Origin of the sequence: Azospirillum lipoferum (genome assembly GCF_024170005.1) — a bacterium.
Classification (GTDB): Bacteria; Pseudomonadota; Alphaproteobacteria; order Azospirillales; family Azospirillaceae; genus Azospirillum; species Azospirillum lipoferum.
Map to the genome: position 1 here is coordinate 154582 of NZ_JALJXJ010000003.1, position 22902 is coordinate 177483.

Below are 22902 nucleotides of genomic sequence, written 5' to 3' on the forward strand. Positions count from 1 at the left end.
GAGCTGATTCCGGCTGAGGAAAGGGGTACCTCGAAGGTACACCAAAACCGGACGCCGAAATAGACGCGGCGCGCCCCTATTCGAAAGGACGCGCCGGGCGCAATAAAACCACTGGTTTTAGAGGGGAATCACAGGCCGGCAAGCAGCCCCTGGAACCAGGCCAGACGCTCTTCCGCCTGGGCGATGTCCTGGTCCAGCCAGGAGGCGAAATGGCCCTCGCTCCCGACATCGGCGCGCTTCAGGTCGCCCAGCCGCGCCAGTTCGGTCTCGCAGAGCGCCACGAGGTTGTCGATCTGGTCGCGCTGCGACTCGACATCCAGCAAATGCAGGAAGCGCAACTTCAGCGCGATGACCAGCTTGTTCAGCCCGTCGGCCGACGGCGCGCGCACATTGGCGCGCATCAGCATGTCGAACTCCGCCCGGCCGGCCTCGGTCGGGCCGAGCAGGGCATTGTCCTCCATGCCGCTGCCGTCCAGCGCCTCGATCAGCCCCTCATAGCGCAGCATCTCCAGCGAGGTGCCCATCAGGTCCAGCGACGGCCCCATGATGCGGTCGAGGAAATGGCGGACGGCACCGGCCAGATCGGCATAGCGCAGCGGACCGCCCTGGATCAGCGTGCCCAGGACGACGAGGCGCACGGCCTCCTTCGGCATCAGCGAGTTGTCACGGTACATGGCGAACCCCCTGGGCGATGCCCTGGATTGCAGAATGGACAGCACGGCCACGGCCGGTCCACAGCGAGGAAACTGCGAACCGATCGCAACACTATCCCTCAAAGTAGGGATGTGCGTCCCGTCTGTCCAGAGGACAAAACGTCCGTACCGCCGAAGGGGTTTCTTTCGGCCCTTGCGCCCGGGCCTTACGACTGGGGCCGCCCTCAGGCGGCGAGCCGCAGGTCCAACCGGCTCCACACGTCCAGCAAGGCATCGACCAGCATGCCCATCTGCGCGTCGGTGTGCAGCGGGGTCGGGGTGAAGCGCAGCCGCTCCGTCCCGCGCGGAACGGTGGGGTAGTTGATCGGCTGGACGTAGATGTTGTGCCGGTCCAGCAACTCGTCCGAGGCCCGCTTGCAGCGGTGGGCGTCGCCGACCATCAGCGGCACGATGTGGCTGACCGACGGCATCACCGGCAGGCCGGCGTCGGCGAACATGCGCTTCAGCGTGGCGGCGCGTTCCTGGTGCAGCGTCCGCTCGGTCTGGCTGTGCTTCAGGTGGCGGATGGAGGCCAGCGCCCCCGCCGCCAGAACCGGCGACAGCGAGGTGGAGAAGATGAAGCCGGCGGCGAAGCTGCGGACGCAGTCGATCAGCGCGGAGGAGCCGGTGATGTAACCGCCCTGCACGCCGAAGGCCTTGCCCAGCGTGCCTTCGACGATGGTCAGCCGGTCCATGGCGCCGTCGCGTTCGGCCACGCCGGCGCCACGGGCACCATACATGCCGACGGCATGGACCTCGTCCAGATAGGTCATGGCGCCGTGCTTGTCGGCGACGTCGCACAGGTCATGGATGGGGGCGATGTCGCCGTCCATCGAATAGACGCTCTCGAACGCCACCACCTTGGGACGGCCGGGGGCGATGCCCGACAGCAGCTCGTCCAGATGCCTGGGATCGTTGTGGCGGAAGATGTGCTTCTCGGCACCGGAATTGCGGATGCCGGTGATCATCGAGTTGTGGTTCAGCGCGTCCGACAGGATCACGCAGTTGGGCAGGATCTTGCCCAGCGTGGTCAGCGTCGCATCGTTCGACACATAGCCCGAGGTGAAGAGCAGGGCCGCTTCCTTGTGGTGCAGATCGGCCAGTTCGCGTTCCAGCAGCACATGGTAGATGTTGGTGCCGGAGATGTTGCGGGTGCCGCCGGCGCCGGCGCCGACCTGGTCCAGCGCATCATGCATCGCCTTCAGCACGTTCGGGTGCTGGCCCATGCCGAGATAGTCGTTGGAGCACCAGACCGTGACCGGACGTTCGCGCCCGGTGGAATCGCGGAAGGTCGCCGTCGGGAAATTGCCCGCATGGCGCTCCAGATTGGCGAAGACGCGGTAGCGGCCGTCCTGCTTCAGGGTCGCAATCTGGTTGCGGAAGAAAGTCTCGTAATCCATCGCGCGTTTCCGTTCGCGTTCATTCACACGGTCGGCTGCACCGGTTTCAGACTTAGGGGCTAGGCCATTCGTCCGGCGCGTCGAAGAGGATGGCATGATCCTTCCCGGCATGCCACCCGGCATTGATCGAAATCAAGCCGCCGTCGCATGAGACCTTCGCACAAGTGGCAGACCGCCCTGTCCTGCGGATGACGCATGCCGGCGTCCCGCCGACAGGCCATCGGCAAGGCCGTGACTTGAGTTCGTCGGCAACAATATGGGCCGAACTCCCCGGATAACCATGGCCGATGCCCGGGAATACGTGCGCATGTCTGCTCTGAGCCCTTGGTCCAACCTGCGGCCTGTTCGGCCGGGCGACGGGTTGCGGCAACAGATTCCGCGCGTTTCCGGGGTTGCGATTGGTTTCAATAAATTGGTTGAAGGAGAAAAAGATTCGTCGCCATCATCCGCTGCGCGCATTCGCGTGGCGGGGAGAGGAAGATGGGCAAGCGGATCGTCCTGTGTTTCGACGGCACCTGGAACACACCGGGGAGCGGCGACGACCCCCACAAGAACAGGCAGTCGACCAATGTCTGGAAGCTCTACAAGTCGGTCCTGCCCGAGGCCGGCGACGGGACGATACAGTTCAGCTACTACGATTCCGGCGTCGGCACCGACGAGAAGGGCGGCATCGTCCACGACTGGCTCAACCATATCGTCGGCGGCGCCTTCGGCCTGGGGCTCGACAAGAAGATCAAGGACGGCTACCGCGCCCTCGCCAAACAGTATGTGGATGGCGATCAGGTCTTCATCCTGGGCTTTTCGCGCGGCGCCTACACCGCCCGCAGCCTTGTCGGGCTGATCCGCAACGCCGGGCTGCTGCCGGCCGACGGGCTGGACCGGACGGACGCCGCCTATGCGTTGTACCGCAAGCGCGACGACGGCCCCGACGTGGAGGAGGCGACGCAGTTCCGCGAGGCCAACGGCTCCCGGCTGATCCCGATCCATTTCCTCGGCGTCTGGGACACGGTGGGCGCGCTGGGCGTACCGCTCGGCATCTGCGAACATCTGGACGAGGAGCTTTACGGCTTCCACGACACCGAACTCAGCGGTCTGGTCCGCAACGCCTTCCAGGCCCTGGCGATCGACGAGCACCGCAAGACCTTCGCCGCCTCCGTCTGGGACCCGAAGAACAAGCCGGCGCAGCGGTTGGAGCAGCGCTGGTTCATCGGCTGCCATTCGAATGTCGGCGGCGGCTATGACGACGACCGGCTGTCGAACATCGCGCTGAAATGGATGATGGAACGGGCGGCCGACTGCGGACTGGCACTCGATGCGGCATGGATGCCGCCGGTGACGCCGGAGAACGCGCTCGGCACCATCGTCGATTCCTATGCGCAGTTCCTGGACGGGCTCGGCAAGCTGGCGGAGCCGCGCTATTACCGCCCGGTCTGCGTCCTGCCCTACAGCGAGGAGAACCTGCACCCCTCGGTGCCGCACCGCGCCACCGGCAATGTGGGCTATGCACCGCCCAATGTCGGCTTCCGCAAGGCGCTGGTGCAGTTCGACGCCGGATCGTCGTGAAGGCGTAATGAAAAACGGGGCGAGGCCATCTTTCGGCACCCGCCCCGTTTTTTCAGTTGAGCCCGGCTATCCTTGCGCGGGCTATCCTTACTTGGTGCCGAACATGCGGTCACCGGCATCGCCCAGGCCGGGGACGATGTAGGCGTCCTCGTTCAGGTGGCTGTCCAGCGCGGCGGTGAAGACCTTCACGTCCGGGTGCGACTCGTGGAAGCGGCGCACGCCCTCGGGGGCGGCGACCAGCGCCATGAAACGGATGCTGTGGTCGTCGACGCCATGGCGGTTCAGCACGTCGCAGGCATGGGCGGCGGAGTTGCCGGTCGCCAGCATCGGGTCGACGACGATGAACAGCCGCCCTTCGGCCGGCGGCAGCTTCACCAGATATTCGTGCGGCTGCTTGGTGTCATGGTCGCGGTAGAGGCCGATATGCCCCTCGCGCGCCGACGGCACCAGCTCCAGCAGCCCGGCCGACATGCCGAGCCCGGCGCGCAGCACCGGCACCACCGCCAGCTTCTTGCCCAGGATCACCGGGGCGTCCATCGGCTGCAGCGGCGTCTCGATCCGCTCGGTGGTCAGCGGGATGTCGCGCGTCAGCTCGTAGCCCATCAGCAGCGAGATCTCGCGCAGCAGGGTGCGGAACCCGCCGGTCGACCGCTCCTTGTTCCGCATATGGGTCAGCTTGTGCTGGATCAGCGGATGGTCGAGGACGAACAGGTTGGGAAATTCAGGCAGGGTGCGCATGGAATCCGGATCGCGGCTGACGGTAAGGGTAGCCCGATCCTAGCGCGCCTGGGGGCTCCGGGCCAAGGGGGCTGACCGGTTCTCGGCCATCCGCCGTGGCTCCAAGAAGCCGGGAAGGCAGGGAGCCCCGCCTTGCCGTTGCCCCGACTGTTCACTATCCTACGCCGCACCACGCGCCCATGCGTGGCGTCCAACCGCCATGGCACCCGCCCGTCTTGCCGACCATGCCCGACGACCTTCCGATCGCCTCCCCCGACGTCTCGGCGCTGGAGCGGCGGTTGCGGGCGGCACCCGACGACCTTCCGGTGACGCAGGAGCTTGCCGGGTTGCTGTTCCGGACGGGCCGCGCGGCGGAGGCGGAGGCTTACGCGCGCAATGCGGTCAGGCTGGCGCCGGAGAGCACGCGGTCCCACCTGATCATGGCGCTGGTTCTGGCCGACACCCACCGGCCCCGGGCCGCCGAGTTCCATTACCGCCGGGCGCTGGCTCTGGCGCCACCCGATGCCGCGACGGTGGCGAATCTCGCCTGGAGTCTGACGCGGCAGGGCCGCCTGGACGAGGCCCGACGGACCTATCGGTGCGCCGCCGCCCTTCATCCGTCCATCGCCCTCACATGGCACGGCTGGGCACAGACCGAGGACGCAGCCCGCGATCTTCCCGCCGCGCATCGGTTTGTGGGCCGCGCCCGGCGTCTCGACCCCGACCATCGCGGCGCCGATACCTTCGCGGCGGCCCTGCTGGACCGGCGTGGCGACCCGGAGCAGGCCCTGGCGATGCTGGACGCCGCCGCCCAACGGGGTGCCGACCCTGACGCGCTGTTGCAGAAGGGGCGTGTCCTCGACCGGATGGGCCGTCACGACGAGGCGTTCGCCGCCTTCGCCGCCGGCAAGGCTCTGCTGCGGCAGGCCGGGCACCGCTACGGCGAGGAACAGGCGGTGGACCTGATCGCGCGGCTCGCCACCTTCTTCGTCGCACCGCGCCTGCGCCTGATGCCGCGGCCGGACAGGCCTGCCGCCGGGACGCAACCGGTCTTCGTCGTGGGCGCCCCACGCTCCGGCACCACGCTGGTCGAGCAGATTCTCTCCTGCCACCCCGCGGTCGCCGCAGGGGACGAACTGCCGTCCCTCGGGGCGGTGGTCCAGACGCTGCCGCAGATTCTGGGCAGCCCGCTGGCCTATCCCGAAGCGCTGTCGGAGCTGTGGATGGGTGATCAGCGCGACGGGCTGGAGCGGCTGCGGGACGCCTACCTGCGCCATGCCCGCAAACTGGTTCCGGTCAAACCCGGCCACACGCTGTTCACCGATAAGATGCCCTTCAACGAGACACATCTCGGCCTGATTGCGCTGATGTTTCCCGCCGCCCCGGTCGTTCATGTGCTGCGCCATCCGCTGGACGTGGTGCTGTCGATGATGGGGACCAACCTGACCCACGGCTTCCAGTGCGCCAACGATCCGGAGACGGCGGCCCGCCATATCCTGCGGGTGTTCGATCTGGTGGAGCATTACCGGCGCGAGATGCCATTGCGCTACCTGCCGCTGCGTTACGAGGATCTGATACGCGAGCCGGAGCCGGCGGTGCGGCGGTTGCTGGGCTTCCTCGGGCTGGGGTTCGACCGGCGCTGCCTGCGCTTCGAGGAGAACCGGCGCTATGCCCGCACGCCCAGCCACGCGCAGGTCGCGGAGAAGCTCCACGGCCGCTCCATCGACCGTCACCGGGCATACAGGGCTCATCTGAAACCGGTGATCCCGATCCTGGAGCCGGTCATCCACGGGCTGGGCTACAGCCTGTAGCCGCCGCCATGCCGTTCGCGCCATCCCACAGCGACCTGTGCGAAATCCACCGCCGAGAGGGACGGCTGGACGAGGCCGTCACCCGGGGCCGCTGCGCCGTCACGCTCGATCCCGGCGATGCGGCGGGCTGGTACAATCTGGGGGTGGCGCTCTACGACCGGCTGGAGATCGAGGCGTCGGTGACCTGCGAGCGGCGGGCCGTCCGGCTCCGTCCGGATTGGCCGGCCCCGCATTTCGAACTGGCCGAGGGGCTGCTGCTCTCCGGGCGTTTGGAGGAAGGCTGGCGGGAGTATGAATGGCGTTGGCGCCTTCCCGGTGTGCCGCCGCCGGTTCCGCCCGCGATCCGAAAGCGATGCGGGCCCGCCGCAAAGCCCTGGGACGGGCGCCCCATGCCCGGCAGCACCCTTCTGCTGGTCGCCGATCAGGGCTTCGGCGACAGCATCCAGTTCGCGCGCTACCTGCCGATGGCGGCAGCGCTCTGCTCCGGTCTGGCGGTCGCCTGCAGCCCGGAGATGCTGCCGGTGATCCGCTCTCTTCCCGGCGGGCACCGGGTCTTCACCGCCTGGGAGGAGGCGCCGCCGTTCGACGCCTGGGCCACGCTGTCCAGCCTGCCGGGGCTGTCGGGCACGGTGCTCGGGACGATCCCGGCCCCGATCCCCTATCTGCTGGCCGAGCCGGAGCGCGTGGAGCACTGGAAGGGGCGTCTGGACGGGCTGCTGCCCCGCGGCTACCGCCGCGTCGGGCTGGTCTGGGCCGGACGTCCGACCCATGGGAACGACCGCAACCGCTCCATGCCACTCACGCGGCTGTCGCCCTTCTTCGCGCTGGAGAAGACGGTTCTGGTGTCGCTCCAGAAGGGGCCGGCGCAGGCCGAGGCGGCCCAGGTCTATGGAGCGGCGCCGTTGGTCAATCTGGGACCGGAGCTGGAGAGCTTCGCCGACACCATGGCGGTGCTGGCGCAGCTCGACCATATGGTCTGCGTCGACACGGCGATCGCCCATCTGGCCGGGGCGATGGGACGTCCGACCGCGGTCCTGCTGCCCCACGCGCCGGACTGGCGCTGGCTGCTGGGCCGTGGCGGCACGCCCTGGTATCCCACCGTCACCCTGCACCGGCAGCCGGCGCCCGGGTGCTGGGACGAGGCCGTCCGCGGCGCCGTCGCGGCGGTGACCGGCGGCACGCTCAGGGCTTCAGGGCGGCCAGCCCGTCGGTGATCCCCTTTGTCGAGATCGGAAAGGCCAGGGTCTGCGCACCGCCATAGGGACGGACGGCAACCTGCGCCCCCTTGGACCGGCGCAGCGCGTTCATGGCCGCCTCGTCCATCGGGGCGTTGGCGAGGCAACCATCCTGAAGGCATTGCTGGTAGGAGAGGGGCAGCGGCTTGCCGTCGTCGATGGTCAGCGCCGCCCCGGCGCGCAGATCGACGCCCAGCGGCAGGATCACGACCATCACCCCCTTGCCGTCCGGGGTGAAATAGCCCACCGACACCTTGAGGATGCGGGTCGCCTGCTTCGACTCCTTGTTTTCCATCACGCGTGTCTGCGACAGGAAGCAGCGCGCCTTCCCGTCGGCGGGCGTCTCGCATTCGGTCTGCCAGTCGCCGAAGACCTTGCCCGGTTCCGCCGCCACCGCGGACGCCGCGCCCGCAATGAGGGAAAGCGCGGCCAGCGTCCCCCTGATGGCGATCCCGCGTACCGCCGCCATGCCGCTCACAGCTTCCACTTCAGGCTGGCGGTCGCCGACAGGCTGTTCTCGCGGGTGCGGATCGAGTCCTGGACGTCGATGGCGGCGCTCACCCGGTCGTTCAGGGCCACACCCAGCCCGGCACCGATCACCAGGGCATCGCGGCCCGGCCTGCTGGCATCGGCAGCGAAGGCCACCCCGCCCAGCCGGTTGGTGGTGGTCGCCGTCGTATCGGCGAAGTCATGCTGCCACGCCAGTTGGGCGGTCGGCGACAGGTGCCAGCCGCCGACCGTCAAACCGGTACCGGCGCGCATGCCGACCGCGCTGCGCAGGCTGGTCCAGCCCGCCGCCTCGACATCCAGCGCCACGCCGCCGCCCGACTCCCGGAAGGCCTCGCGGGTGATGCGGTCCAGGCGCAGGCCTGCCCGCGGCTCGATCCAGACGCTGTCCGACCCGGCGAAGGCCATGCGGTGCCCGGCGGCGATCTCGACGGAAAAATCATGGCCGTCCGCCGTTGCGCTGGCGCCCTGCGCCAGCCCGCCGAAGGCGACGGCACGTGACGTGTCGTGGTGGGCGTAGCCGTAGCCGATGGCGCCTTCCACATAGGGGCTGTCCGCCACGCCGCGCAGATTCCAGGAGCCGTAGAGCGTCGCTTGGTAGCTGTCCACCTCGGCCTTGCCCAGCCCGTCGCGGGAGGTGACGCGGTTGCGCAGATAGCCGAGCGCCACGCCGCCGCTCACGCCAATCTCGTAGCTGCGGTCCACGCCCAGCAGGAAACCGCCGATCCGCCCGGTGGTGCCGGCGGCGTTGCCGTCCGAACCGGTCCGGACATGGCCCGCCAGCGGCTGGCCCCACGCGCCGCCCGGACCGCGGATTCCGCCGCCGGTCCCCCCGGTCTCGCCGATGGCGCGCGTGCCGTTGCTGCCGCCGGCCAGCCGGACGCCGGACGACGTCGCCTCGCCGCCGCGCAGCACCGACAGGCGGCTCTCCACCGCGCTGCCGAACAGCCGGCGGCTGGTGCGGTCGGCGGCGAGCGTGTCGGCGTGCAGCTTGCCGGAGAGTTGGTCGAGCGCCCCGGCGATACCGTGCCCCGGCAGGCCGTAGAGGCCGCCGAACAGCGGGGCGGCGATGCCTTCCAGCCGTGCTCCGGCGGTGGGGCGCAGCGCGTCCACCGCCGCGCCGGCAGCCTGCTGGTTGGGCGTGCCGCCACGGACCGCGTAGCTGGTCGGGGTGACCACCAGCCGGACGGTGGTGGCGTCGTACAGCGTGTCGAAGCGGGTGCCGGCCTCCAGCCCCGCCTCCGGCTGCGTCACGGCGGCGAAACTGCCGGACACGCCGCCGTCCGCCTGGACGATGGTGAAGCTCTGCCCCAGCGTCGCGGTGTAGCTGTTGGTCGCGTCGCCGCTGATGCCGCGCAGCACGGGGGTCAGCGTGCCGGCGACAGTGAAGGACGCCCCCTGCACCCGGACCTGGTCGTGCTGACCGGCGCCGAAGCCGGCGGCCGGGCCGTCGATCTCGGCGCGCAGCACGCTGGTGCCGGTCAGCGTCACCGCCGACTGGAAGGTCAGCACGCCGGGCGAATTGCCCGGCGACAGGGTGCCGGACAGCGTTGCCGGGCCAAGGACCGTGCCGCCGCCGCTGAAGGTCGAGCCGGCACTGGTAGTGAGGGAGCCGGCGATCACGCCATTGACGGACACCGACCCGCCGCTTCCCACGGTGACCGTGCCGGTGCTGCCGGTGGCGGCCACGGTGACGGTGCCCGTGCCGACCGTGACCGGCGCCATAACGGCACCGGCCAGGGTGGCGTTGCCGCCGGAGGTCACGGTGAGCGCGCCGTTGACGGCGCCGTTGGCGGCCACGGTCAGGGTTCCACCTGCGACCGTCAGCGTTCCGCCAACGCCACCGCCTTCGACCACGGTGACGCTGCTGTTGGGGGCGACCGTCACCGGAACCGCGACAATTCCACCGACCGTGGCACTGCCGCCATTGTTCACGGCCAGCGTGCCGCCGGCAACCACGCCGCCCTTCCCGACGGTCAGGACCGCGCCGTTGGCGACGGACAGGCCGCCCGCGTTGGCCAACTGGCCGGAGACGACCAGCGCGCCGGGGCCGGACGCCATCAGCGCGCCCGGGCCACCGACGGCACCCGCGAGCGTGACGGTGCCGCCGTCCGGCGTGATGGTGCCGCCCATACCGGTCACCGTGACCGACTGGCCGATCGTCAGCGGCGTGGTCGAGCGCAGCGTACCGCCGTCGAAGGTGACCGTGCTGCCCTGGACCGCGCTGTCGCTGCCGGTGAAGCTCGGGCGGCTGGTGTCGATGACGCCGGTCGTCGGAGAGGTGGGCGGCGGGGGAGGTGGCGGAGACGTCGGGGTGGGATCGGGGGTGGGGGTAGGCGTTGGGGTGGGATCGGGAGTGGGCGTCGGTGTCGGTGTCGGATCCGAGGTGATCGGCGGCGGCGGGGGAGGAGGTGGAGGGGGAGGAGGGGGCGGCGGGGACGTCACCTTGGTCAGGGTGAGCTTGATCTCCTTGTTCGCCGTGTCGAAGGTGGCCGTCGGGGTCAGCGTCGCGTCGCTGTTGGTGACGGAGGTGAAGGCGCCGGACAGGGCACCCGTCGTGGTCAGGATGGTGTAGGTCGTGCTGGAGCCGTACCCGCTGCCGGTCGAAGTGACGGACAGCGCGCCGCCCATGGTGGCGGTGCCGGTGACGGCCAGCTTGCTGGCGGTGGAGGAGGTCGTCCGGATCGCCAGGGTGCTGCCGCTGTCCTGCGTGTAGTTGCCGGTGACCGTCAGGGTGCCGGGCGTACTGGAGCCGCCGGGCGACAGGGTGGTACCGGACGGGGTGGTCAGGTTCCCGACGACCGTTCCCGTGCCGGTGAGCGTCGTGCCGCTGCTGAGCTGCAGCCCGGTGGTGAGCGAGCCGTTGACGCGCAGCGTGCCGGCCAGGAGGTTCGTGGTGGTGGCCGCACTCACGCCGCCCAGCGTCCAGTCGGTTCCGTTCATGGTAAGGGTGGTCAGGCCGGACACCGATCCGGACAGACTGCCGCTGCCTTCCAGCCGCAGGACCTGGTTGGCTCCCGCGGCCTGGATGCCGCCGACCACGACGCTGCCATCCTTCAGGTTGATGAGGCTGCCGGCCCCGCTCGCGAACGTCTTGATCGCGCTGTAGCCGTTTCCGGCGGCGATCGTCCCATAATTGACGATGGTCGAGACACCGGTGACGGACAGCGCGTCAGTGGTCCCGATGATCGTGCCATAGTTGGTGACGAAAGAGGCCGTGGTCAGCCCGGCGACCATAACCGCCGCGTAATCCGTCTGCATGGAAGCCGTCGCCGCTCGAACGTTCTTGATCAGCGCCGTTCCGTTGGACGGCGACCCGTTCGTGAGGCTGAGCGCATGGGCGGATTCGATGCCGGCCCAGTTGCCGATGATCGTCCCGGTGTTCTCGACGACCGACCTCAACGACGGCGACGAATTGGCGAACAGGATGCCATCGTAGGTCTTCTGAACGTCGACCAGTCCGGAATTGATGACGGTGCCGTAAGTCTGACCGTAGATGCCATCGGCCTGATAGAAGTTCGTGTCGATCGAAATCCTGATCGTGCCCTGGTTGGTCAGGGTCCAGCCACCGGCCGCATTGACCCACACGCCGGTGGTCAGATCGGTGTTCTGGTTGCCGGTGCCACTGTCGACCACGCCGCCGGTGCTGGTGATGAGGATGCTGCTTCCAGTCGGGTAGAAGGTCTGGTTCTGGACCGTAGACAGTGTTTCCGCCGACGCGGCGCTGCCGGCCAACGACACGCCGAGCGCAATGGGTGCTGCAACCATGGCGGGAAGACGTCCGCCCGACATCAAGCTCTGGCGGATCGACTCCAGGGGCGACAGCGACGGCAGCATGGGCGTTTCACCTTGCAAGCACAGCATGAGCGTTAAGACCGATGGGTCTTTTTTTGAATGATAGCGTGCACCCTATTTTGTGACTAAGATGAAACACGCAAAAAATGCACCGAAATGACGCGCTTGCTTTTAAGGTTTCTCAATTATTGAATTAAAAATTTGGCAAATTCTGTGTATTTCATAGAATAAACGAAGACGCCCACATTATTATTTTGGAACTAAATGTGACAAATATGCGCGTTTTAAATATTTATCCTCTGTCTAAGAAAAATAATTAATGCAGTCATTATGTTTTGTTTATTTATATTAGTATTACTTAAATTGTTGTCCAGCGATTCTCGAATTACCACAATAAATATTCGTTGCATAAGAACAGAATTCTATTAAAAATGGCAAACCACTGCCCGCTAAGGAAAGCTTATTTTTGGGGTTGGTTAAGATTATGTCCCGACTGATTTCTGTAATTATTCCAATTTTCCGGCCTGCAGCGCCTTGGGACCCGTCTTTAGTGCCGGCGAAATAGGCGATTGGCGATGCGAGGGGCCTGTCCAAGAAGACTTTGAATCAGATGAAATGGTTGTGACTAAAAGTCGCCTCTAGGACGGTGGTCAGGATGTGGACGCCTGAGAAATGCGAGCGCCGTGATCGTAGCGGGCTGCGCTGTCCGAGCACCCTGGCGATGAGGAGCGATGAATCTTCGCGCCGCTCATCCCGCCGGCGCGGCGGCCAGCAGCGTAGGCGTGATCTTCGGGCCTATCCTCGTCCCGCCTTCACCGTCACCGGCTTCTGTTCCGGCCGGTCGATGCCGTAGCGGATCACGCGGTTGCGGCCGGAGTTCTTGGCCTGATAGAGCGCGCGGTCGGCGCAGACCACCAGATCGTCGACGGTCAGGTCGGCCACCGCCTCCACCAGCCCGAAGGAGGCGGTGACGGGGACCACCCGGCCGTCGGGCAGCATCACCGGCGAACGCATCAGGTCGACGCGCAGCCGCTCGATCACCGCATAGCCCTCGTCCAGCCCGGTTTCCTTCAGGCAGACCAGGAACTCCTCGCCGCCCATGCGGAAGGCCTCGTCGAAGCTGCGGACGCCGCGGCTGATGACGGCGGCGGTGGCGGCCAGCACCCGGTCGCCGATGTCGTGGCCGTAGCTGTCGTTGATGCCCTTGAACTTGTCGATGTCGCACAGCGCGACGCAGAAGGGTTGGCCGGTGCGGCGATAGCGGTTGTGCTCCCGCTCCAGCGCCTCGCCCATGCCGCGCCGGGTGCGCAGGCCGGTCAGCGGGTCCAGACCGGAGGCGGCGGCGGCGAAGGCGCGCTCCATCCGCCGCAGATGCAGCATGAACTCCTCGAAGCGGCCGATCACCCCCTCATACTCGGTCTCGGTCGGCAGCTCGCCGCCGGACGCCTTCAGCAGGATCAGCCGGGCCTGCCGGTGCATCTGCTCGTGCAGGTTGGCCAGCTTCTGCACCGCCGGCTGTTGCAGCAGGTCGTCGCGGCGGGCCGCTTGGCACCAGGCCTCGAAGGAAGCCGGGGCCGACGACCGCTCCCCGCCGCGGCCATCGCGGTAGAAAACGGCGCGCTGCCACTGGCCGATCCAGCGCAGATGCTCGTCGAGCACGGCGCCAAGCGCCTCGGTTGTGGACGGAGTGGTCGAATCGCTCATGGGCGCATCCTACCCGACGGCGCAGAGTCCCGCCATGCGATCAAGATAAGCCGAAGCATTCGTCTAAAACAGGGCGCTATCTTGCCGGATCGCCTTTACAGCGCCGCCACCGCCGACAGGAAGGCACGGACCAATGCCGGGTCCTTGTGGCCGGGGCGGTCCTCCACGCCGGATGACACGTCGACCTCGGCGGCGCCGGTGACCCGCACGGCCTCCGCGACATTCTCCACCGTCAGCCCGCCCGACAGCATCCAGGGCCGCGGCCAGCGGCGGCCGGCCAGGATGGTCCAGTCGAAGGCGATGCCGTTGCCGCCGGGCAGCGCCGACACCTTGGCCGGCGGCTTGGCGTCGAACAGCAGCCGGTCGGCGACCTCCGCCGCCTCCAGTGCCGCGGTCAGGTCCTCCGGCCCGCCGATCTTCACCGCCTTCATCACCGGCAGGGCGTAGCGGGCCTTGATCTCGGCGATGCGGCGCGGCGTCTCGGAACCGTGCAACTGGATCAGGTCGAGCGGCACCTGCCCGGTGACATGCTCCAGGAACTCGTCGTCGGGATCGACGAACAACCCGACGGAGCGCACGCCGGTCGGCAACAGCCGCGCCAGTTCCGCCGCCATCGGCGGGGCGATGGCGCGCGGGCTGCGCGGATAGAAGACGAAGCCGACATAGCGCGCCCCGCCGGCGACGGCGGCGCGCAGACTTTCGGGCTCGCTCAGCCCGCAGATCTTGGCGGCGACGGTCATGCGGTCCCTCCGGAACTGGCCTCGATCTCCGCGACGATGCGGCGGGCGGCGGCGGCCGGGTCGGCATCGGCGGTGATCGGACGGCCGATGACCAGATGGTCGGCACCGGCGGCCAGCGCCTCCGCCGGAGTCATGAAGCGCTTCTGGTCGTTGGTGGCGGCCCAGGCCGGGCGGATGCCGGGCACCATCAGGATGAAGTCGGGGCCGCAGGCCGCGCGCACCAGCGCCACCTCGGCCGGCGAGCAGACGACCCCGTCCACCCCCGACGCCTTGGCCAGCTTCGCTAGCCGCACCACCTGATCGGCCACCGGCACCGACTGCCCGACGGCACCCAGATCGCCCTCGTCCAGGCTGGTCAGCACGGTGACGGCCAGGATCTTCGGCCGGCCGGCGCCGGCGGTGGCAGCCGTCTCCGCCGCCGCCCGCATCATCGCCGGCCCGCCGGCGCTGTGGATGGTCATGAAGGCCGGCTTCAGCGGCAGCGCCGCACGCACGCCGCCGGCCACCGTGTTGGGGATGTCGTGCAGCTTCAGGTCGAGGAACAGCGGCGGGCCGTCCTCCCCCACCACGGCGCGGACGCCGGCCGGCCCCTGGGCGATGAAGAACTCCAGCCCCAGCTTGATGCCGCCGACGGCCCCGGCCACCTGCCCGGCGATGCGGCGGGCGGACTCGATCTCGGTGGTGTCGACGGAGCAATAGATGCGCGAGGCTGGCGCGGTCATGGGAAGGCGGTCTCCAGAACCCGGATGAGAATGGTCCGGCACCCTAGCAAGGGAAGCCGACGGGCGCCAGTTTCAAGCCCGCTGTTCCGCCGTCCACCGCTCCAGCGCCGCGAACAGCCCGGCGGCAGTGGCGCAGGCGGCGGCGAGCGCCGCGGGATCGGCAAGCTCCCGCTCCAGCCGGACCATCAGCGCCTTCCAGGCCCCCGCCATGTCCAGCCCGTCCGACGCCAGGAAGCGCGCGCCGCGCCGGGCATCGTATCCCAGCGCCCGGGTGATCCCCGGCAGCATCGCCCGCCCGCCATGGGCCGAGCCGTCCAGCACATAGCGCGCCGCCAGCCGGGCCGGCGCGCTGTCCAGCGGCGGCAGCCCCTCCATCTCCGGCAGCGCGTCCGGATCGGCGCCGAGCACCCGCAGATCGTCGCGCAGCAGGTCCAGCCGCGCGGCATCCTCCCCAAGCTCCCGCTCCACCGGCGCGTTGAAGCCGTAGAGCACGGCCAGCGCGCGGGCATATTGCGGCTGCGTGATATCCGGCCGGACCAGCGGCTGCAACACCGCGGCCTTGTCCAGACGGTCGTGGCTCTCCCGCGTCGCGGCACGCAGCGCCTGCCTTGCCGGTCCCATGATGCCTGCTCCCCGGTTCCGGCTCAGGTCGGCGCCAGCACGCCGGGCAGCGGCGCCGGCCCCCCGGTCGACGCCCCAACCGATCCCTGGCTCGTCTCCTGCTGCCGCGCCCACAGGGCGGCATAGGCGCCGCGGGCGGCGAGCAGGTCGGCATGGCGGCCGCGTTCGATCACCCGGCCGGCCTCCAGCACCAGGATCTCGTCGGCGTCGATGACGGTGGACAGCCGGTGGGCGATCACCAGCGTGGTGCGGCCGCGGCTGACCTCACGCAGGTTGGCCTGGATTTCCCGCTCGGTATGGGTGTCGAGCGCGCTGGTCGCCTCGTCGAACAGCAGGATCGCCGGGTCCTTCAGGATGGTGCGGGCGATGGCGACGCGCTGCTTCTCGCCACCCGACAGCTTCAGCCCGCGCTCGCCCACCGTGGTCTGGTAGCCGTCGGGCAGCGCCATGATGAAGTCGTGGATGTGGGCCAGCCGGGCCGCCCGCTCCACCTCCGCCGGGCTGGCGCCGGGCCGGCCATAGGCGATGTTGTAGAAGACGGTGTCGTTGAACAGCACGGTGTCCTGCGGGACGATGCCGATGGAGGCGCGCAGCGACGCCTGGGTGACCTCACGGATGTCCTGCCCGTCGATCAGCACCCGCCCGCCATTGACGTCGTAGAAGCGGAACAGCAGCCGGCTGATGGTGGACTTGCCGGCCCCCGACGGACCGACGATGGCGACCGTCTTGCCGGCCGGCACGGTGAAGCTGACATCCTTCAGGATCGGCCGGCGCGCGTCATAACCGAACTCCACCCCCTCGAAGCGCAGCTCCGCCCCCTCGACCGCCAGCGGCCGGGCAGCGGGACCGTCGGCCACCTCGCGGTCGACCGCCAGCAGGATTACCATCGATTCGATGTCGATCAGCGACTGCTTGATCTCGCGATAGACGACACCGAAGAAGTTCAGCGGCTGGTAGAGCTGCAACAGATAGGTATTCACCAGGACGAAGTCGCCCAGCGACATGCTGCCGTCGACGATGCCCTTGGCCGCCATGCCCATCACCACCGCCAGCCCCAGCGAGATGATCGCCGACTGCCCGACATTCAGCAGCGACAGGCTCTGCTGACTGCGCACCGCCGCCTTCTCGTAGCTCTGTAGGGCGCCGTCGTAACGGCGGGCCTCATGTTCCTCGTTGCCGAAATACTTGACCGTCTCGTAATTCAGCAGGCTGTCGATCGCCTTGGTGTTGGCCTTGCTGTCGGTGTCGTTCATCTGGCGGCGGAACTTGATGCGCCATTCCGACACGAAGAAGGTGTAGAGGATATAGCCCATCACCGTGACGAAGGTCGCCAGCGCGAACCAGACGCTGAACAGCTTCCACAGGATGGCGCAGACCAGCGCGATCTCCACCAGCGTCGGCACGATGGAGAACAGCGTGTAGCGCAGCAGCGACTCGATGGCGCGGGTGCCGCGTTCCAGCGAGCGGGTCAGGCCGCCGGTCTGACGCTCCAGATGGAAGCGCAGCGACAGCGCGTGCAGGTGCCGGAACACCGACAGCGCCACCCTGCGGATGGTCCGCTGCGCCACGGTGGCGAAGACGGCATCGCGCAGCTCGGCGAAGACCAGCGAGGTCACGCGGGCAAGCCCGTATGCGACGATCAGTCCCAGGGGGATGGTCACCGCCGCCCCCGGCCCGACACTGCCGCCGGCGGAAGCCGGCGTCAGCGCGTCCACCGCATGCTTGTAGAAGATCGGCACATAGACGTTGGCGACCTTGGCGCCGACCAGCAGCAGCATCGCCAGCACCACCCGCACCCGCGTCTCCACGGAATCGCGGGGCCAGATGTAGGGGCCCAGCGAGCGGACCGCGGCGCGCAGATCGCCGGACGGGCGGATGAAGGCGCTGGTGTCGGAGGTGGAGGGAAGGCTGCGGCGCATGGAGTCTTCAGTGGCCTTTACGGTGATTGCCGCGAGTCTGGGGGAAACCAGCCCGCGAAGGGCTGTCGCCCGAAATGCTGTACAGGCGACCTAACCTAGGGACCGCTGCGGCGTCGTCAAAGCCCCGCATCCCGGCTTTGACACGATTTTGCCGCGACCCAGGGGCGCTTTCCGCGCATTTCCCTGCGCCATGGCAACGGACTGGAAACCACTTTCCTCTACCCTGCCGGGCGTATCGCGTTCGACCCGCACCGCAGACCAAGGCAGTTGACCATGCAGAACGCCAGTTTCGCCGGCCGCTTCAAGGTGGGCACCCGCATCCAGGTGGGTTTCCTTCTGATCCTTGCCCTCCTCGTTTCGGTGGCCGCGCTGGGCGTCCGGTCGCTCTCGACGGTGGAGGACGGCTTCAACCGCTATGCGTTGATCTCCGACAACTCGATGCGGGTATCCGAAATCGACAGCGCGGTCGCCGACATGCGGCGCAACGTGGTCAACTATTCCTTCTCCGGCACCAGTACCCTGATCGCGCCGATCCAGGCGCAGCAGAAGAAGCTGGGCGAGATGCTGCACACCGTCCGCGAGTCCACTCTGGACCCCGGACGCCGCGCTCTCGTCGACCGCATGATCCAGAAGATGGACGGCTACGCCTCCAACTTCGCCCAATTGGTGAAGCTGCGCGAACAGCGCGACCGGCTGGTGTTCGAAGACCTGATGCCGTCGGGCCTGAAGGCCCGCGAGGGGCTGAGCCAGATCGCCACCGGCGGCATTGCCGCCGGTGACTTCGAGTCCGCCGCTTACGCTGGTCAGGCTCTGGAAACGCTGATCCTCGCCCGCCTGAGCGCCCAGCGTTTCCTGACGGAGCCGTCGGCGAAGACGGCGGACGAGGTGCGCAGCCGGATGGACGGCTTCATCAAGGCCGCCGGCATTCTGGCCGGCCGCCTGACCGACCCGGCGCAGAAGCGCGCCGCGGAGGAGGCGGTGCAGATCGCCGGCCGCTACCTGGAGAACTTCAACCGCGTGGTCACGGCGGTCAACGACGCCCAGGCCCTGGCCTTCGGTACCATGGCCAAGGAAGCGGACGAGTTCGGCGAGTTGGTCGACAAGACCGTCGTGTCGCAGACCGACGCCCGCAAGACGGTTCTGACCGGCGCACAGAATGACATGGAAAGCACCTCCACCCTGCTGATCGGCATGGCGGTGGGCGCGCTGGCGATCGGCATCCTGGTGGCGCTGGTGACCGCGCGCTCGATCGTCCGCCCGGTGGTGCAGATGACCGGCACGATGACGGAGCTGGCCGCCGGCAACCTCACGGTCGACGTGCCGGCGCTTCAGAACCGCGACGAGATCGGCAGCATGGCCAAGGCCGTGCTGGTGTTCAAGGAGAACGCCGTCGAGAAGAAGCGCATGGACGAGGCGGAACGTGAACGGCTGGAGGCCGAACGCCGCGCCGCCGAGGCCCAGCGCGTCCGCGAACAGGCCATCGGCGAGGAGATCGCCGGCCTGATCGACGCCGTGTCGAAGGGCGACCTGGATCGCCGCATCGACCTGGCCGGCAAGGATGGCTTCTACAAGACGATGTCGGAGGGCATCAACCGCCTGACCGACACGGTGGAGGCGGTGATCGCCGATCTGGGCGAGGTGCTGAGCGCACTGGCCCAGGGCGACCTGAACCGCCGCGTCACCCGCGACTACCAGGGCGCCTTCGAGCAGGTGAAGACCGACGTCAACGCCACCTCCACCCGGCTGGCGGAGATCGTCGGCCAGATCACCCAGGCGGCCGAGACCATCGCCGCCGCCGCCGCCGAGGTGTCTCTCGGCTCCTCCGACCTCGCCGACCGTACCGAGCAGCAGGCCTCCTCGCTGGAGGAGACCGCGGCCAGCATGGAAGAGCTGGGGGCGACCGTGCGCTCCAACGCCGAGAACGCCCAACGCGCCAACGTGATGGCGGCCCAGGCCCGCGGTTCCGCCGAATCCGGCGGCGGCGTCGCCGGTTCGGCCATCGAGGCGATGCGCCGGATCGAGGAATCCAGCCGCAAGATCACCGACATCATCGGCGTGATCGACGAGATCGCCTTCCAGACCAACCTCTTGGCGCTGAACGCGGCGGTCGAGGCGGCGCGGGCCGGCGATGCCGGGCGCGGCTTCGCCGTCGTGGCGCAGGAGGTGCGGCAGCTCGCCCAGCGCTCCGCCCAGGCGTCGAAGGAGATCAAGGGCCTGATCCTGGACAGCGACGCCCAGGTGAAGGACGGCGTCGATCTGGTCAGCAAGGCCGGCGACGCCCTGCAAGGCATCGTCTCCGGCGTGCAGCAGGTGGCGACCCTGATCGCCGAGATGGCGTCCGCCTCGGCCGAACAGGCGACGGCGCTGGACGAGATCAACTCGACCGTTGCCAACATGGACGAGATGACCCAGAAGAACGCCGCCCTGGTGGAGGAGACCACCGCCGCCGCCCAGGCGATGAGCGGTCAGGCCACCGACCTGAAGTCGCTGGTCGGCTTCTTCAAATTCGATCAGGCCGCCGGCTTCGGCGCTACCGGCTTCGGCTATGCCCCGGCGCCGCGCGCAGCCGTCCATGTGCACGCCGCTCCAGCGGTCGCCACCACCCGTCGCGCGCCGGCTCCCACCCGCCCCGCCGCCAAGCCGGCTGCGAAGCCCGCCGCCCGTGGCAACGGCACCGCCCATCCGGGCGCCACGGCCAAGCCGGCCGCCCGCACCGACTCCCCTGCCCGCAGCACCACAGTCCCGGTTCTGAAGCACAGCTCCAGCGACGACGACGACTGGAAGGAGTTCTGAGCGGACGAAAGAACGCGTCCGTTCGGCAGATATGAAACGAAAAAGGCGTCGGGCCGATGACCCGACGCCTTTTTCGTTCCGGCTGCCGTCTGGGGCCTATTGCATGAACCAGCCGTGGCTGACGACCAGCGACTGGCCGGTCAGCGCGTTGGACCCGAACGACGCGAAGAACAGGGCGGCCTCGGCAACGTCCTCGACCGTCGTGAACTCGCCGTCGACCGTCTCCTTCAGCATCACTTTCTTCACCACATCCTCTTCCGAAATGCCAAGCTCCCTGGCCTGCTCCGGGATCTGCTTTTCGACCAGCGGGGTGCGGACGAAGCCGGGGCAGATCACGTTGGCGCGCACGCCATGCGCCGCCCCTTCCTTGGCGACCACCTTGGCGAGACCGATCAGCCCATGCTTGGCGGTGACGTAGGGCGCCTTCAGCGCCGACGCCTCCTTGGAGTGGACCGAGCCCATATAGATGATGCTGCCGCTGCCCTGCTCGTACATCGTCCGCAGGGCGGCGCGCGTGGTCAGGAAGGCGCCGTCCAGATGGATGGACAGAAGCTGCTTCCACTTGGCGAACTCGAACTGCTCGACCGGCGCCACGGTCTGGATGCCGGCATTGCTGACCAGGATGTCGATGCGGCCGAAGGCGGCGACGGCGCGGGCCATGCCGGCTTCGACCTGGGCCTCGTCGGTCACGTTCATGGCGACGCCCAACGCCCGTTCCCCCGTGGGGTCGAGGCTGGCCGCCGCCGCGTCGGCACCGGCCTGGTTCAGGTCGGCGATGACGATCTTCGCGCCCTCGCGGGCGAAGGTCCGCGCGATCTCCAGCCCGATTCCGCTGGCCGCCCCGGTGATGACGGCGACTTTGTCCTGCAAGCGCATGGGTCCGCTCCTTCTCGATCGAGATGTCGGTTACGGTTGGATCTTTTCGGTGATGGCCGGCTCAGGTTGCCTATCAGGCCAGCCGTCAGGATGGCTTGCCGTCGTCGCGCAGCACGTCGTGCGTGACGGGGCCGTCCAGTCGTGACGGCATCGCCAGCCATTCCGGGTGGGCAAGCGTGGCGAGGGTGTCGGCAAGGCCGCTCTCCCAATGCTCCCGCATGCCGGCGTTGGAGAATTCGTAGTCCTTGCTGTCGCGCTCGTAGCTTTTGCGGCGGTAGATCAGGTGGATGATGTTGACCGCCGCCCCGCAGGCGGCGCGGCGCAGCGCCCTGGCCTCCGGCGTGTCGCGAAGCTCCTCGGGCAGCCGGTCGAGCAGCGTGACCAGCTGGTTGCGCAGGGTCTGCTCGTAGGTGACCTTGTCGGTGTTGAAGCGGGTGCGGCTGGAATAGGTGATGTCCTTCTGCCGCTCCAGCACCTCCGACATGCCGCGCGGCACCTGTCCGGTGGCACTCCACAGATCGACCTGGAAGACCAGCGTGTCGCGGCGCGGCTGATCCTCCAGCACATGGTCGAGCGGCGTGTTGGAGACCAGCCCGCCGTCCCAATAGAACTCGCCGTCGATCTCGACGGGGGCGAAGCCGGGCGGCAGGGCGCCGCTGGCCATCACATGCTCCGGCCCGATCCGGTGGGTCTCGGTGTCGAAATAGATGGAGTTGCCGGTCCGCACATCGACCGCTCCCAGCGACAGCCGGATGTCGCCGCGGTTGATGCGGTCGAAATCGATCAGATCCTCCAGCGTCTTCTTCAGCGGTGCGGTGTCGTAGAAACTGGTCGGTCCGGCGAAGGGGCCGGCCGCCGCCCATTCCACCGCCGCCCGCGGCCGGAAGAAGCCGGGCTGGCCGGACAGCGCCGTCCGCCACGCGCTCCACTGGTTGAGGACGGCGATCGACGGGCCGTCGGGATCCAGCCGCCGCCACAGCGCCTCCGCGCCCTCCCAGGGCGATGGCGGGGCGACGCGGCTCCAGAACTCCGACAGCGCGGCGCAGCGCAGTTCCGGCGGGTTGCCGGCGATCAGCGCCGCGTTGATGGCGCCGATCGACACGCCGGCCACCCAGGTCGGGTGGATGTCGTGCTGGAACAGCCCCTCGACGACGCCCGCCTGATAGGCGCCGAGCGCCCCGCCGCCCTGAAGGACGAGGGCCACCCGGTCATAGGGGGTAACAAGATCGGCAAAGGACCCGTCGCGCATCCCAGTCTTCCCCAGCCAGTCAATCGATCGCAGACGTTTTCCTCAATCGGCAAACCAGATATGGGAGGGAAGTTGGCTGCGGCCATGCAGAAACGCCTCTACAAAACAGAGAATCCCTCATGCCAGCCATGCTTATTTCTTGTAACCCATCCGCATTCTTGTGAAAACCTACATCAAGGTATTACACAGCCATTAATTACTTGTCATACTCAGCATTGACGAAAGCCTCCGGGGCAAGCCGCAACGCATGATGACGGGATTCACCGCCGTTGTGCCAAATGCCCGCATTAACGTTTCGGTCGGAATTGCATGCTGCAATCTCCGCCGAGACCGTTTCCGTCTTAGGTTTTTCTGGAGGACGCCATGTCCCGCCGCCTCACCCCGCGCCGCCTTCTCCCGCTCGCCGCCCTGTTGCTGCTGGGCGGGGCGCTGAGCGGCTGTGGCGCCGTCGCCGGCGTGGCCAGCGGGGCCGCCAGCATCGCCGGCACCGCCGTGGACGTGGCCGGCACCGTGGCGGAGACCTCCGTCGACGTGGTGACCGCCCCGCTGCGGTAGAGT

At 68.2% G+C, this 22902-nt stretch carries 17 protein-coding genes; 5 read left to right on the forward strand and 12 right to left on the reverse strand.

Features of this window, described 5'->3' with window-relative positions; genetic code table 11:
- Nucleotides 1–128: 128 nt before the first annotated feature.
- Nucleotides 129–674 carry a hypothetical protein gene (locus tag J2848_RS08180; protein WP_149229487.1) on the reverse strand — a complete coding sequence of 182 codons (546 nt, stop codon included), beginning with the start codon at nt 672–674 and terminating at the stop codon, nt 129–131.
- Nucleotides 675–877: 203 nt separating this feature from the next.
- A complete protein-coding gene (gene hemA, locus J2848_RS08185; RefSeq protein ID WP_149229486.1) occupies nt 878–2092 on the reverse strand; it encodes a 5-aminolevulinate synthase in 1215 nt (404 codons plus the stop codon).
- Nucleotides 2093–2572: 480 nt separating this feature from the next.
- Here hemA and J2848_RS08190 point away from each other — a divergent pair, with 480 nt between their 5' ends.
- On the forward strand, nt 2573–3655 hold the full coding sequence (locus J2848_RS08190; protein ID WP_149229485.1) for a T6SS phospholipase effector Tle1-like catalytic domain-containing protein: 1083 nt from the start codon (nt 2573–2575) through the stop codon (nt 3653–3655).
- Nucleotides 3656–3742: 87 nt separating this feature from the next.
- Here the strand turns inward: J2848_RS08190 and upp are convergent, their stop codons facing one another.
- Nucleotides 3743–4393, reverse strand: a complete 651-nt coding sequence (upp, locus tag J2848_RS08195) for a uracil phosphoribosyltransferase (RefSeq protein WP_149229484.1) — start codon at nt 4391–4393, stop codon at nt 3743–3745.
- A gap of 224 nt (nt 4394–4617) precedes the next feature.
- On the opposite strand from upp, the gene J2848_RS08200 reads away from it, so the two are divergent.
- Both J2848_RS08200 and J2848_RS08205 read left to right on the forward strand, forming a co-directional pair.
- Complete coding sequence (locus J2848_RS08200) at nt 4618–6183, forward strand: tetratricopeptide repeat-containing sulfotransferase family protein (RefSeq protein ID WP_170306938.1); 1566 nt, start codon at nt 4618–4620, stop codon at nt 6181–6183.
- Nucleotides 6184–6191: 8 nt separating this feature from the next.
- The gene (locus J2848_RS08205) at nt 6192–7397 is read left to right on the forward strand and encodes a glycosyltransferase family 9 protein (RefSeq protein ID WP_149229482.1); all 1206 of its coding nucleotides are present in this window, start codon (nt 6192–6194) and stop codon (nt 7395–7397) included.
- On the opposite strand, the gene J2848_RS08210 is transcribed toward J2848_RS08205, so the two are convergent.
- The 7 genes from J2848_RS08210 to J2848_RS08240 form a co-directional block, all read right to left on the reverse strand.
- Nucleotides 7366–7887: an invasion associated locus B family protein gene (locus J2848_RS08210; protein ID WP_149229481.1), complete on the reverse strand. Its 522-nt coding sequence runs from the start codon at nt 7885–7887 to the stop codon at nt 7366–7368. The two genes, J2848_RS08205 and J2848_RS08210, sit on opposite strands and share 32 nt — an antisense overlap.
- A 5-nt stretch (nt 7888–7892) precedes the next feature.
- Nucleotides 7893–11762 carry an autotransporter domain-containing protein gene (locus J2848_RS08215; RefSeq protein ID WP_149229480.1) on the reverse strand — a complete coding sequence of 1290 codons (3870 nt, stop codon included), beginning with the start codon at nt 11760–11762 and terminating at the stop codon, nt 7893–7895.
- Nucleotides 11763–12515: 753 nt separating this feature from the next.
- Nucleotides 12516–13424 (reverse strand): diguanylate cyclase, encoded by a 909-nt coding sequence (locus J2848_RS08220; RefSeq protein ID WP_149229479.1) that lies wholly within the window; start codon nt 13422–13424, stop codon nt 12516–12518.
- A 95-nt stretch (nt 13425–13519) separates the two neighbouring features.
- Complete coding sequence (locus J2848_RS08225; protein ID WP_149229478.1) at nt 13520–14164, reverse strand: phosphoribosylanthranilate isomerase; 645 nt, start codon at nt 14162–14164, stop codon at nt 13520–13522.
- Complete coding sequence (pyrF, locus tag J2848_RS08230; RefSeq protein WP_149229477.1) at nt 14161–14886, reverse strand: orotidine-5'-phosphate decarboxylase; 726 nt, start codon at nt 14884–14886, stop codon at nt 14161–14163. The genes J2848_RS08225 and pyrF overlap by 4 nt, the downstream gene beginning before the upstream one ends.
- A 72-nt stretch (nt 14887–14958) precedes the next feature.
- Nucleotides 14959–15507 (reverse strand): biliverdin-producing heme oxygenase, encoded by a 549-nt coding sequence (locus J2848_RS08235; RefSeq protein ID WP_149229476.1) that lies wholly within the window; start codon nt 15505–15507, stop codon nt 14959–14961.
- Between the two features lie 23 nt (nt 15508–15530).
- Nucleotides 15531–17426 carry an ABCB family ABC transporter ATP-binding protein/permease gene (locus J2848_RS08240; protein ID WP_149229475.1) on the reverse strand — a complete coding sequence of 632 codons (1896 nt, stop codon included), beginning with the start codon at nt 17424–17426 and terminating at the stop codon, nt 15531–15533.
- A gap of 273 nt (nt 17427–17699) precedes the next feature.
- Here J2848_RS08240 and J2848_RS08245 point away from each other — a divergent pair, with 273 nt between their 5' ends.
- Nucleotides 17700–20219: a methyl-accepting chemotaxis protein gene (locus J2848_RS08245; RefSeq protein WP_149229474.1), complete on the forward strand. Its 2520-nt coding sequence runs from the start codon at nt 17700–17702 to the stop codon at nt 20217–20219.
- Nucleotides 20220–20315: 96 nt separating this feature from the next.
- On the opposite strand, the gene J2848_RS08250 is transcribed toward J2848_RS08245, so the two are convergent.
- Together J2848_RS08250 and J2848_RS08255 are read right to left on the reverse strand one after the other, a co-directional pair.
- Nucleotides 20316–21095 carry a 3-hydroxybutyrate dehydrogenase gene (locus tag J2848_RS08250; protein WP_149229473.1) on the reverse strand — a complete coding sequence of 260 codons (780 nt, stop codon included), beginning with the start codon at nt 21093–21095 and terminating at the stop codon, nt 20316–20318.
- Nucleotides 21096–21180: 85 nt separating this feature from the next.
- Nucleotides 21181–22344, reverse strand: coding sequence for a patatin-like phospholipase family protein (locus tag J2848_RS08255; protein WP_149229472.1), 1164 nt, complete (start codon nt 22342–22344; stop codon nt 21181–21183).
- Nucleotides 22345–22707: 363 nt separating this feature from the next.
- Here J2848_RS08255 and J2848_RS08260 point away from each other — a divergent pair, with 363 nt between their 5' ends.
- Nucleotides 22708–22899 carry a hypothetical protein gene (locus J2848_RS08260; RefSeq protein ID WP_170306937.1) on the forward strand — a complete coding sequence of 64 codons (192 nt, stop codon included), beginning with the start codon at nt 22708–22710 and terminating at the stop codon, nt 22897–22899.
- Nucleotides 22900–22902: the final 3 nt, after the last annotated feature.